Annotated in this window: 8 protein-coding genes; 6 read left to right on the top strand and 2 right to left on the bottom strand. The window is 72.6% G+C overall.

Going from position 1 to position 12,834, the window contains the following annotated elements:
- Positions 1-214: 214 nt before the first annotated feature.
- The 4 genes from ACZ34W_RS10800 (at position 215) to ACZ34W_RS10785 (ending at position 4,232) form a co-directional block, all read left to right on the top strand.
- Positions 215-1,207, top strand: coding sequence for a malate dehydrogenase (locus ACZ34W_RS10800; protein ID WP_465603178.1), 993 nt, complete (start codon positions 215-217; stop codon positions 1,205-1,207).
- A gap of 80 nt (positions 1,208-1,287) precedes the next feature.
- On the top strand, positions 1,288-2,610 hold the full coding sequence (locus ACZ34W_RS10795; protein WP_329488033.1) for a hemolysin family protein: 1,323 nt from the start codon (positions 1,288-1,290) through the stop codon (positions 2,608-2,610).
- Positions 2,611-2,640: 30 nt separating this feature from the next.
- Complete coding sequence (trpS, locus tag ACZ34W_RS10790; protein WP_329488032.1) at positions 2,641-3,681, top strand: tryptophan--tRNA ligase; 1,041 nt, start codon at positions 2,641-2,643, stop codon at positions 3,679-3,681.
- A gap of 62 nt (positions 3,682-3,743) precedes the next feature.
- Positions 3,744-4,232, top strand: a complete 489-nt coding sequence (locus ACZ34W_RS10785; protein WP_352291259.1) for a 2'-5' RNA ligase family protein — start codon at positions 3,744-3,746, stop codon at positions 4,230-4,232.
- Here the strand turns inward: ACZ34W_RS10785 and ACZ34W_RS10780 are convergent.
- A complete protein-coding gene (locus ACZ34W_RS10780) occupies positions 4,217-6,781 on the bottom strand; it encodes a CDP-glycerol glycerophosphotransferase family protein (protein WP_465603175.1) in 2,565 nt (854 codons plus the stop codon). The two genes, ACZ34W_RS10785 and ACZ34W_RS10780, sit on opposite strands and share 16 nt — an antisense overlap.
- Before the next feature lie 350 nt (positions 6,782-7,131).
- Complete coding sequence (locus ACZ34W_RS10775) at positions 7,132-10,704, bottom strand: bifunctional glycosyltransferase/CDP-glycerol:glycerophosphate glycerophosphotransferase (protein ID WP_465603173.1); 3,573 nt, start codon at positions 10,702-10,704, stop codon at positions 7,132-7,134.
- Between the two features lie 196 nt (positions 10,705-10,900).
- Between ACZ34W_RS10775 and ACZ34W_RS10770 the strand changes: the two genes are divergently transcribed.
- Both ACZ34W_RS10770 and ACZ34W_RS10765 read left to right on the top strand, forming a co-directional pair.
- The gene (locus tag ACZ34W_RS10770) at positions 10,901-11,899 is read left to right on the top strand and encodes a glycosyltransferase family 2 protein (RefSeq protein ID WP_465603171.1); all 999 of its coding nucleotides are present in this window, start codon (positions 10,901-10,903) and stop codon (positions 11,897-11,899) included.
- A gap of 86 nt (positions 11,900-11,985) precedes the next feature.
- A partial coding sequence (locus ACZ34W_RS10765; RefSeq protein WP_465603170.1) for a YihY/virulence factor BrkB family protein occupies positions 11,986-12,834 on the top strand: 849 nt, incomplete at its 3' end.

Genomic DNA, 12,834 nt, shown 5'->3' with positions numbered 1-12,834 from the left:
CCGCCCGGCCCGCCTGCCCGGCCCGATCGGCCCCCGCCCGCGCCGTCGGGACGGGGGCCGTCATCGTCTGTGACCAATCAGCCACGACGGCACCCGCGGCATACGCTTCGCTTTGCGATAACCTGACGCCGGTCTCTCGATGTCGAGAGATCATCCTCGGCTCCAGTGCGCCGGTGTGCCTGGGGCACCTGGCGATTTGCTGGAGAAGGTAGAAATGACCCGCACCCCCGTCAACGTCACCATCACCGGAGCGGCCGGCCAGATCGGCTACGCGCTGCTCTTCCGCATCGCCTCGGGCCACCTGCTCGGCGCCGACGTGCCGGTGAACCTGCGCCTCCTGGAGATCCCGCAGGGCCTGAAGGCCGCCGAGGGCACCGCGATGGAGCTTGTCGACTGCGCCTTCCCGCTGCTGCGCGACATCAAGATCACCGACAACGCCAACGAGGCCTTCGACGGCGCCAACGTCGCGCTGCTGGTCGGCGCCCGTCCGCGCACCGCCGGCATGGAGCGCGGCGACCTGCTGCAGGCCAACGGCGGCATCTTCGGCCCGCAGGGCAAGGCCATCAACGACCACGCCGCGGACGACATCAAGGTCCTGGTCGTCGGCAACCCGGCCAACACCAACGCCCTGATCGCCCAGCGCAACGCCCCGGATGTGCCGGCCGCGCGCTTCACCGCGATGACGCGCCTGGACCACAACCGCGCGCTCGGCCAGCTGGCCGCCAAGACCGGTGCCGCCGTGTCGGAGATCAAGAAGGTCACCATCTGGGGCAACCACTCGGCGACCCAGTACCCGGACATCTTCCAGGCCGAGATCGCCGGCAAGCCGGCCTTCGAGGCCGTCGGCGCCGACCAGGCGTGGCTGGAGGGCGACTTCATCCCGACCGTCGCCAAGCGCGGCGCGGCCATCATCGAGGCCCGTGGCGCCTCCTCGGCCGCCTCGGCCGCCAACGCCGCCATCGACCACGTGTACACCTGGGTCAACGGCACCCCCGAGGGCGACTGGACCTCCATGGGTGTCGTCTCCGACGGCTCCTACGGCGTTCCGGCCGGTCTGATCTCCTCCTTCCCGGTCACCACCAAGGACGGCGAGTTCCAGATCGTCCAGGGCCTGGAGATCTCCGACTTCTCCCGCGGCCGCATCGACGCCTCGGTCCAGGAGCTGGTCGAGGAGCGCGACGCCGTCACGGAGCTCGGCCTCATCTGAGCCCGTTCCCGGCAGGACCTTCGACGGCCCGCCGCCTCCTTGACCGGAGGCGGCGGGCCGTCGCCCTACACTGACCCGCTGTGAACGAAACCCTGGAGGACGCGGCCCTCGTCCTCGTCTTCATCATGCTGGGTGGCCTGTTCAACGTCGCCGAGATCTCGCTGATCTCGCTGCGCGAGGGCCAGATCAGGTCACTGGAGGGGCGCGGGACCCGGCGCGCGGCCCGCGCCGCACACCTGGCCGCCGACCCGAACCGCTTCCTGGCCGCCGTGCAGGTCGGGGTGACCTGCATGGGCTTCCTGTCCGCCGCCTTCGGCGCGGACACCCTGGCCGGCAAGGTGGCGCCGCTGTTCGTCCGGGCCGGGCTGTCCGCGGGCGTCGCCGACGCGCTCGCCCTGGTCGGCCTCACCCTGCTGATCAGCTACGCCTCGCTGGTGCTCGGCGAGCTCACCCCCAAGCGGATCGGCCTCCAGCGCGCCGACTCCATCGCCGTCCTCGCCGCCCCGGTGGTGGACGTGATGTCGGTGGCGCTGCGCCCGGTGATCTGGCTGCTCGGCCACTCCACCAACCTGATGGTCCGCCTGCTCGGCGGCGACCCGGCGGCCGGGCGCGGCTCGATGAGCTCCGAGGAGCTCCGCGGCCTGGTAGCCACCAACACCGAACTCGGAAGCGACGAGCGGGCGTTGATCGCCGACGTGTTCGCCGCGGGGGAGCGCCAGCTGCGCGAGGTGATGGTCCCGCGCACCGAGGTGACCTTCCTGGACGCCGAGCGCCCGCTCGCCGAGGTCCGCGAGCAGGCCGACTCCTCGCCGCACTCGCGCTATCCGGTGGTCGAGGGCAGCTACGACGCGGTCACCGGCTTCGTCCACGTCCGCGACCTGTACGGTGCCCGCGGCGAGCAGGCGGTGAAGGTGCGCGACCTGGCCCGCCCGATCAAGCTGCTGCCCGGCACCAAGCGGGTGCTGGCGGCGATGGGCGAGATGCGCCGGGAGGGCCACCACCTGGCCATCGTGGTGGACGAGTACGGCGGCACCGCCGGCATCGTCACCCTGGAGGACCTGGTCGAAGAGGTGATCGGCGAGATCCGTGACGAGTACGACTCCCAGGAGCCGAGCACCACCCGCCGGCTGGCCGGCGGCGCCATGGAGCTGGACGGCCTGCTGAACCTCGGCGACTTCACCGAGGAGACCGGCGTCACCCTGCCCGAGGGCCCGTACGAGACGGTGGCCGGCTGCCTGGTGGCCGCGCTCGGCCGGCTACCGGTCGACGGTGACCAGGTCCGGATCCCGATCGGCGCCGAGGAGGTCCGGCTGACGGTGGCCAAGCTGGAGGGCCGGCGGATCGCCCGGGTCGGGGTGAGTGCGGTCACACTGTCGGAACCTCCGGGGGCAGAGGTTTCCTGACCGGTCGGTGGAACTGGAACAATGGCCCGCATGGTCAACGCAGCGGTCACTGGTCCGGTCAAGGACCGTCCCCGGGTACTCTCCGGCATCCAGCCCACCTCCGGCTCGTTCCACCTGGGCAACTACCTCGGTGCCGTCCGCCAGTGGGTCGATCTCCAGGAGGCCAACGACGCCTTCTACATGGTGGTCGACCTGCACGCGATCACCGTGGAGCAGGACCCGGCGACGCTGCGCCAGAACACCCGGGTCTCCGCCGCCCAGCTGCTCGGCGCCGGCCTGGACCCGGAGCGCTGCACCCTGTTCGTCCAGTCCCACGTGCCCGAACACGCGCAGCTCGGCTGGGTGATGAACTGCCTCACCGGCTTCGGCGAGGCCTCCCGGATGACCCAGTTCAAGGACAAGTCCGCCAAGCAGGGCGCCGCGAGCACCTCGGTCGGCCTCTTCACCTACCCGATCCTGCAGATCGCCGACATCCTGCTCTACCAGGCGGACGCGGTGCCGGTCGGCGAGGACCAGCGCCAGCACGTGGAGCTCACCCGGGACCTCGCGGAGCGCTTCAACACCCGCTACAGCCCGACCTTCACCGTCCCGAAGCCGTACATCCTCAAGGAGACGGCGAAGATCCAGGACCTCCAGGACCCGGGCATCAAGATGAGCAAGTCGGCCTCCTCGGCCAAGGGCCTGGTCAGCCTGCTGGACGAGCCGAAGGTCAGCGCCAAGAAGTTCAAGAGCGCAGTCACCGACACCGGCACCGTCGTCTCCTACGACGAGGAGGAGAAGGCCGGCGTCTCCAACCTGCTGCGCATCCACTCCGCGCTCAGCGGCCAGTCGGTCGACCAGTTGGTGGCGCACTTCGAGGGCAAGATGTACGGCGCCCTGAAGACCGAGCTGGCCGAGCTGTTCACCGAGTGGGTGACGCCCTTCCAGGAGCGCACCCGCACCTTCCTGGACGACCCGGCCGAGCTGGACCGGGTGCTGGCGATCGGTGCGGAGAAGGCCCGCACGGTGGCGTCGCAGACGCTGGAGACGGTGTACGACCGGATCGGCTTCCTCCCGGCCGCCAAGCGGTGACAGCCCTGACGAGCCTGCCCGATGGTGACGATCTCCCCGAGCTCGTCACCATCGGCGTGTCCGTGAGCGTCCCGGATCCGTACGGCTCGGCGATCCAGGACGCGCGGGCCGGGTTCGGCGATCCGCTGGCCCGGTCGATACCCACGCACGTCACCCTGCTGCCGCCGACCGAGGTGGCGGCCGCCGAGCTGCCGAAGATCGAGGAGCACCTGGCGGCGGTGGCCCGGGCGCACCGGCCGTTCCGGATGCTGCTGCGCGGCAGCGGGACCTTCCGGCCGGTCTCGCCGGTGGTCTTCGTCCGGGTCGAGGGGGGCGCCCAGGAGTGCCGGCTGCTGGAGGCGGACATCCGCTCCGGCCCGCTGGCCCGGGAGCTGGCCTTCCCGTACCACCCGCACGTCACGGTGGCGCACGGGCTGGCGGAGGACGTGCTGGACCAGGCGTACGGGCAGACCCGTGGCTTCCGGGCGGCCTTCGCGGTGCCGGGCTTCGGCCTGTCCCGGTTCGACGCCGACGAGGTCTGGCGCCCCTGGCGCTCCTACGACTTCGGCTGACCCGCGCCGCCGCCGGCGGCCGCGCGGCCGCCGGGCCGCGGTGCCCCGTGCCCGCCCGCCCGGCCGAGGTCGAGCATCCGGTCGACCACCCGGCGCGCGGCCCCGCCGTCCTCCAGCCCGCAGTGCGTGGCGCGGAACGCGCGGTAGCGCTCCCGGTACCCGGGCGGCGGGCCGGAGCCGTCGTCGGCGAGCCCCCGCAGTGCGTCGAGCAGCCCGGCCGAGTCGGGAATGAGCGGGCCGGGGGCCTGCGCCTCGAAGTCGAAGGAGAAGCCGCGCAGCGTGTCGCGGTAGTGCGCCAGGTCGTAGGTGAAGAAGAGCACCGGGCGGCCGGTGATCGCGAAGTCGAACGTGATCGAGGAGTAGTCGGTGACCAGCACGTCCGCGATCAGCAGCAGTTCCTGGACGTCGGGGTAGTCCCCGCAGTCGAGGACGAAGCCGTCCCCGGCGCCGGGCAGCGGCTCGCGGACGTGCGCGTGCGGGCGGATCAGCAGGACGTGGTCGTGGCCGAGGGCGCGCCGGGCCCGGTCCAGGTCGATCCGCAGGTCGAGGCGGAATCCCTCGCCGTCGCCGCGCCGCTGGTCCTCCCGCCAGGTCGGGGCGTAGAGCACCACGCGCCTGCCGTCGGGGATGCCGAGCCGGCGCCGGACGGCCGCCGCCCGCCCGGCGTCCGGCCGGGCCAGCACGTCGTTGCGCGGGTAGCCGGACTCCAGGACCTCGCCCCCGAAGCGGAACGCCCGGCGCAGCAGCGGGGTGGCGAACGGGCTGGGCGAGAGCAGCAGGCTCCACTGCGGGGTCTCCCGGTCGAGCGCCGCCAGGTAGCCGTGGTCGGCGAGCCAGGGGTTCTCGACGTCGTGCGCGATCCGCTTGAGCAGCGAGCCGTGCCAGGTCTGGACGACCACCTGGCCGTCCCGGCGGTCCAGGAAGTCGGGGAAGTGCGTGTTGCCGACCAGGTACCGGCTGGTGGCCAGCGCGCGGTACCACTCGGGGCTCCAGACCCGTACCGCACGGACGCCGGCGGGCAGGTCGGCCTGGGCGTCGTCGACCGCCCAGAGGTGCTCCAACGGCTCGCCGCGCCGGGCGAGTTCGGCGTGCACCGCGCGCGGTGAGTCGGCGTACCCGCGGCCGCCGAACACGTCGTACAGCACGGCGTCGCGCAGCGGCTCCCGGCGGGCGGCCGGGTACCCGTCGGCGCGCTGGCGGGCCTGGCTCCAGGCGCTGCGCTCGGCGGGCGAGAGGACGGGGGTGGAGTCCACCAGCAGGGTGTCGTGCCAGCGGCGTTGGAGCAGGATCCGCTTGCCGCCGGCCCCGGTGGCGGCCGGCAGCGCGGGGAGCGCCGCGGGGGCGGCGATCAGCGGCCGGGGCGCTCCCGGCCGGCCGGCCGGGAGCAGCGAGGCCTCCCAGACGCCCTTGCGCAGCGGCAGCGCGGTGCCGTCGGAGCCGGTGCGGGTGGCGGGCAGCCGGACGGTGAAGCGGCCGTCCGCCCCGCGGTCGACCCGGTGGCGGACCTCGCCGGCCGTCCCGGTGTGCCGCAGGACGAGGTCGAGCGGCTCGCGGCCGGGGCAGTGCCCGGTGAGCTCGAAGCCGCCGGCCCGCACCGCGATCCGCTCGACGTAGCCGGCCGCGGGCTGGACGCAGAACTGCAGCCGGCCGTCGGCGAGGTGCTTCAGGTAGAGCGCCCGATCGAGGGTGCCGGGCAGCGCGTGCTGACCGGCCACCGGGCCGCCGCGCTCGTCCAGGGTCAGCTGCTCGGTGGAGCCGTCCGGGCGCAGCAGTTCGGCGTCCCAGTGCTCCAGGTGGCCGGCGCCGCGCCCGTCGGCGGTGAACGGCCGGTACGGCAGGTGGAGGGCGAAGGTGTTGCCGGTCCGGGCGACCGGCCGCAGCAGGACGGCGTCGCTCTCCCGGTGGCGCAGCCGCAGCGCGGTGCCGGGCGGGCAGTGCCCGGCGGTGCCGCGCAGGTCGAGGCCGTCCGGGGCGGGGGCGGCGTGGGTGAGCCGGACGCCGGGGCGTTCGAGCCGCAACCGCAGCCGGCCGTCGGCGAAGTGCGGCTGGAGGCGGACGTCGTGGTCGACCCAGCGGGCCGGCGGGTACTCGCCGGAGCCGCACCAGTGCGGGGCGAGGGCGCCGTACTGGCGGCGCAGCCGGGTGGGCCGGGGGCGGGTGAACAGGGTGGCCCCGATCCGCCAGTCGCCGAGCAGCCACTCCTCGGCCCGCCGCAGCCGGCGCGGTTCGACCAGGGCGGTGAAGCCGGACCAGTCGTGGTTGTGGTCGGGCTGGGCGCTGTCGTCGGTGATCTCGGGCAGCCGGCGCGGCCGGGACCGGAGGTGGAGGGGCGGTTCGGCGTCGTCCCGGAGCAGGGTCAGCCAGGTCCAGGCCGAGCCGGGGCGGGCGGTGTCCAGGTGGTCGGGGCGGGCGAAGCCGGTGAGTTCGAGGCCGCGGGCGTTCCAGCGGGCGCGCAGCAGGCCGAAGGCGACGCCCTCGTCGGCGGCGGGCGGGTCGTCGTGCGAGTGGGGGGCGGCCTGCGGGAGGACGAACCGTGTGAGGACAGGCATGGGGTGGCCCTTCGGCAACGGGATCCCGGCCCATGGCGGCGGTCCGGGGCGGCATTCGTACCGGGGGAGCGGACGAAGCCGATTCAATATCGAATACCGAAATGACACCCGGGGTCAACTGAGAAATCCGGAGGAATAGCTGAGAAATCCGTCGGCGAAACATGGGTTCGATTGAATTGTTCATATGAATCTTCGGTGACTCCCGGAAAGCGTCCAGAAAAGTCCGGAAAGCTGTCCGGAGCGGCCCGGAGGGCAGCCGGGAGAGCCGCCCGGAGCCGTCTGAAGCGGCCCGGAAGACACGGAGGCGCCCGACGCGGGATTCGCGTCGGGCGCCTCCGGGGCGGTACCCGTTACTGCTGGCGGAGCATGCCGTCCACCACGCGGGCCGCGGCCTGGCCGTCGTCCAGGTCGCAGTACGCCTCGCGGAACGCCGTGTACTTCTCGGCGTACTCACCCGTCAGCTCGTCAACCCGGCCCAGCGCCGCGACCAGCTCCTCGGAGGTGGCCAGCAGCGGGCCGGGCATCTCCGCCTCGTAGTCGAGGCTGAAGCCGCGCAGGTTGTCGCGGTAGTGCTCCAGGTCGTGCGTGAAGAACAGGACCGGCTTGCCGGTGGTGGCGAAGTCGAACACCGTCGCCGAGTAGTCGGTGACCAGGACGTCCGCGATCAGCAGCAGCTCGGCCATGTCGGGGTAGCTGCCGACGTCCCAGATGTAGCCGTTGCCGGCACCGGGGATCTGACCGCACATCACGCTGTGCCGGCGGACCAGCAGCACCTGGTCGTCGCCGAGCGCCGCCTTGGCCGCCTCCAGGTCGATCCGCAGGTCGATCTGGTAGCCGCCGTTCGGGCGGCGGCGGTCCTCACGGAAGGTCGGCGCGTAGAGCACGACCTTCTTGCCCTCGGGCAGCCCGAGCCGCTCGCGGACCTGCTCGGCGGTCTTCTCCCGGTCGGGGGCGAACAGCAGGTCGTTGCGCGGCGCGCCGCTCTCCAGGATCTCGCCCTTGAAATCGAACGCGCGGCGCAGCACCGGAGCCGACCAGCTGTTGCCGGCCACCAGCATGCTCCAGTTCGGGACCTCCTTGACGACGCCCTTCAGGTAGTTGGCGTCGGTGAACCAGACCTTCTCGAAGTCGTACCCGATCTGCTTCAGCGGGGTGCCGTGCCAGGTCTGCACGACCACCTGGCCGGGGCGCCGGACGAAGAAGTCCGGCAGGTGCGCGCTGGTGACGATGTACTTGGCGGTGGCCAGCGTCTCGAACCACTCGGGGCTCCAGAGCCGGATCGCGCCCGCCGTCTGCGGCAGTTCGGCCTGCAGGTCGTCGCTGCCCCAGAGGTGCTCCAGCGGCAGGCCGCGGCGGACCAGCTCCTCGTGGATCGCCCGCGGCGAGTCCGCGTAGAGGCCACCCAGCGCGACGTTGTAGAGCACGGTGTCGCGCAGCGGGAGCCGGCGGGCCGACGGGTAGTCGGTGGTGCGCAGCTGGCGCTGCCGGAAGCCGCTGCGCTCCTCGGGCAGCAGCGCGGAGTGCGACTCCAGCGAGAGGCCGTCGTAGTGGCGGCGCTCCAGCACGATCCGCTTGCCGCGCGACTCCACCTCCAGCGGCAGGGTGGCGAAGCACTCCGGGGCGATCAGCGCGTAGCGGGTCGCCAGGGTCTCGACCGGCTCGCCGGGCGGGCGGAAGAAGACGTCCCAGGTGCCCTGGGCGAGCGGCACCCGGCCGGCGAAGGAGGCCGTCGGCACCGCCGGCAGCGCGGCCCGGAACCCGCCGTCCGCGATCTCCACGGGGTAGACGTGCTCCTCCTCGCGCCAGTTGTGCCGCACGACGAGCTCCCAGCGGTGCGTGCCGGGCAGCGGGAAGGTGCCGCTGAGCAGGTAGCCGTCCGCGCCGCGCGAGGCGAGCTCGGTCACCACCGGCTGCAGCAGCTGGTCGGAGAGCTGGAGGTAGCCGCCGGGGGAGGGCTTCGAGTACAGCGCGCGGCGCTCGTCGACCGGGGCGTCCGGGTTCAGCGGCAGGTGCAGCTGCTCGGGTGCGTTGCGGTCGTCCCAGGCCACCGGCACGGTGCTGCCGTCGGCGAGCAGTATGGCGGTGTCCCAGCGGTCCCGGGCCCGCTCCGGGGCGACCGGGTCCAGCTCGGCCCAGGCCTCGCGGACGGCCGTCAGCTCGTCGACCGGGGCGGTGACGGTGAACGGCTGGAGGGTGCCGACCGGGGCGGTGAGCTCCAGCGGGTAGACCACCTCGCGGTCCGACTCGACGTGGGTCAGCTTGAAGCGGGCCCCGGCGAGGTTCGGGCCGGAGCGGGCGGCGCCGGAGATCTCCAGCCGGCCGTCCCGCACGGCGAGCCCGGTCACCCTGGTCCGGACCGTCTCCACCCGCAGGTAGACGCTGCCGTCGCGGACCCACGGCACGATCCGCACGTCCGGCTCGACCCAGTGCGCGGGGAGGTACTGGGCGGTGTCGCTCCAGCCCGCCGAGATCCGGCCCTTGTAGACGCCGCCCTTGCCGGCGCCGGCCACCAGGACGCGCCAGTTGCCGTCCTTCCACTGGCCCCGGTGCTTGAGCCGCTTGGGGTCGATGGCGGCGGTGAAGCCGGCCCAGTCGCAGTTGTACAGGTCGTGGTGGCAGCTGGCGGTCGCCTCCGGGCTGTACTGCGTCCTGGTGGGCACGGCCAGCACGCGCCTGCCCTTGGTCTCGCGGAGCACCAGCACCCGGACCATGTCGTGCCGGTTCTCGGCGCCCAGCTGCTCCGGGTACGCGTGCCCGGTCAGCTGCAGCTTGCCGCCCTCCCAGGCCGACTCGTACAGCCGGCTGCGCATCACCAGCGAGTTGTCCAGCTTGAGGATGCCGGCCGGCACGCTCTTGCGGCCGCCGCGCAGGAACGGGTAGTCGGCGTACGGGCGCAGCAGGCCGCGCGCGGCGACGCCGCCGTTGCTCTCGCCCTCGTACTTGATCTGCTCGACGAACTCGTCGATCCGGCCCGCCAGGGTCAGGTGGTACTTCAGCCGCAGCGGCGCGCGCAGCTTGCGGACCTGCTCGGGGCCGATCGACCGGAGCAGCCGGCCGACGTTCTTCTGGTAGGCGTCCCGGTACTCCTTGTCGCCGTCCACGACGGACCAGAAGAACATCGGGATCTCCTCGACGAGGGTGTTCTCGTCGTAGGAGCGCAGGTACTCGGCGAAGCGCGGGTCGGTCTGCTTCTTCAGCCAGGTGCGGACCAGCTCCACCGAGGTGACGCGGTCGACCAGGCCCTTGGGGTTGGTCCGCATCTGTGTGATCGACATCTCGCCGACCTCGCGCTCGCGCCAGTGGTAGATCGGCTCGGAGAGCACGTCCACGCTCGTGGCGAGGTAGTGGTGCGGCACGCTGACCGGGGCGTCCTCGTACAGGATGCCCTCGGGGTAGAGGATGCCGGCCGCGTCGAAGAAGGAGCGGCGGTACACCTTGTTCCACGCCGTGCGGTCGGTGACCAGCGCGGGGATCTCGGTGATGTGGGTCTTGAGCCTGGTCTCCTTGAACGGCCGCGAGTGCCCGCCGGACTGGTAGTAGCCCACCGCGCGGAACCGAAGCACGTTGCCGGTGGCGAAGTCCGAGCCGGTCTCGTCGAGCGTGTTGATCATCAGCTCGTAGGCGCTCGGCGGCATCGAGTCGTCGGAGTCGACGAAGCAGAGGAACTCGCCGTCCGGGTCGATGTGGCGGATGCCGGTGTTGCGGGCCGCGCCGAGGCCCTTGTTCACCTGGCGGACCAGCCGGAACCGGGAGTCCTTGGCGGCGTACGCCTCGGCGAGTGCCGCGCTGCCGTCCTTCGAACCGTCGTCGACCATGACGCACTCGAAGTCCGTGAAGGTCTGGGCGGCGATCGAGTCGAGGCATTCCACGAGGTAGCGCTCGACGTTGTAGATCGGAACGACGATGGAGAGGCGGGGAGCCATCGGCTACGCAGGCCTTTCTTGGGAAGGAGCGTGGCAGCCCGGTCGGGGTCTGGCCGCACTTTGAACCGGTGCGTACGTGCCCACCGATCCTACCGTCCGGTCCCGGGGACCCTCCGGGGCCTTCGGGCCGCCCGCGGGCGCCCGGGTGCCCGGGCGCGGTGGGTCCGGCCGTCCGGGGGGCCACTACTCTGTGGCCATGCCCCGCTTCAGCGTCATCGTCCCCGTCCACAAGGTCGAGGAGTACCTTCCCGAGTGCCTCGACTCGGTGCTCGGCCAGGGCGGTCCGGACTTCGAACTGATCGCGGTGGACGACCGCTCCCCGGACGGCTGCGGCGCGATCCTCGACGACGCCGCCGCCCGCGACCCGCGCGTGCGGGTGCTGCACCTGGCGGAGAACGTCGGCCTCGGCCGGGCCCGCAACGCCGGCCTGGCGGTCGCCACCGGCGACTACGTGATCTTCCTGGACAGCGACGACACGCTCACCCCCGGCCTGCTCAAGGCCGTCGACGACCGGCTGGCGGCCGGCGGCGACCCGGACGTCCTGGTCTACGACTACGCCCGCACCTACGCCGACGGCCGGATCACCAAGGCCGCCTCGGCGCACGTCTTCGGCGCCGACTCCCCGGACGTCTTCGACCTCGACCGCCGCCCCGACCTGCTGGACCTCCTCCAGGTGGTCTGGAACAAGGCCTACCGCCGCGGCTTCGTCGCCGAGCAGGGCCTCACCTTCCCCGCCGGGTACTACGAGGACACCCCCTGGACCTACCCGGCGCTGCTCGCCGCCGGGAGCATCACCCTGCTCGACCAGGTCGGCGTGCACTACCGCCAGCGCCAGGAGGGCGGCAACATCCTCGCCACCGCCTCGCGCAAGCACTTCGACGTCTTCGCCCAGTACGACCTGGTCTTCGCCTTCCTGGACGGCCGCCCGGACCTCGACCGCTGGCGCCCGGTGGTCTACGGCCGGATGCTGCACCACCTGAACACCGTGGTCTCCAAGCCCGGCCGGGTCCCGCCCCGCGACCGCCGCGAGTACTTCCGCCGGGCCGCCGAGCACTGCGCCCGGCTGCGCCCGGCCGGCTACACGCCGCCCGCCGGGGTGGCGGGGGTGCGCACCGAGCTGCTGAGCCACGGCCGGTACGGCGCCTACCGCACGGTCCGGGTGCTGGCCGTGGCCCGCCGTCTGCTGAAGCGCTGACCGCGGCGGCCGCGGTACCCGTCGAACCCCTTGTCGCCCGCCGAGCCTGACGGCCGTTCGGGCGAACGGCCGGTATAACCGGACAGGTGGACTTCCTCACCCGGCTCCCGGTCATCGGCCCGCTCGTGGCGCGGGTCCTGCGCAGCCACCCGTACCGCGTGTACGAGCACTTCACCGCCGCGCGCGGCAACCGGCTGGCGGGCGCGGTCACCTTCTTCGGCTTCCTGGCGCTCTTCCCGCTGCTCACCGTGGCGCTGGCGATCGCGGTCGCCACCCTGACCGACTCCCGGGTCGACGAGATCCAGAAGCACATCTCCGACCAGCTGCCGGGGATCTCGGACGCGCTCAACCTCAACTCGCTGGTGGCCAACGCGGGCGCCGTCGGCCTGGTCAGCGGCGTGCTGCTGCTGATCTCCGGCCTCGGCTGGGTCGACACCATGCGCACCTCGATCCGGGACGTCTGGCAGCTCCCGGAGGAGGAGGGCAACCCGATCCTGCGCAAGGCCTGGGACTGCCTGGTGCTGGGCGGCCTGGGCCTGGTCTCGCTGTTCTCGCTGGCGGCCTCCGCCGCCGGGACGACGCTGGCCGGCCGGATCGCCGGCTGGATCGGCCTGGGGACGGGCGGGCCCGGCGGCTACCTGCTGACCGGCGTCGGCCTGCTGATCGCCGTCGCCTCCGACATGGTGCTCTTCGCCTACCTGCTGGCGCCCTTCCCCCGGATCGGTGGCCAGCACCGGTGGGACGTGGTGCAGGGCGCGCTGATCGGCGGGGTCGGCTTCGAGCTGCTGAAGATCCTGCTCGCCTCCTACCTGGGGTCGGTCGCGGGCAAGAGCCTCTACGGGGCCTTCGGGGTGCCGGTGGCGCTGCTGCTCTGGATCAACTTCGTCTCCCGGCTGCTGATGTACTGCGTCGCCTGGACGGCGCTGGCCGACCCG

The sequence above is a fragment of the Kitasatospora sp. NPDC022856 genome (assembly GCF_055561235.1).
The sequence above is the reverse complement of the archived record's forward strand: the minus strand, read 5'-3'. Positions and strand labels throughout refer to the sequence as shown.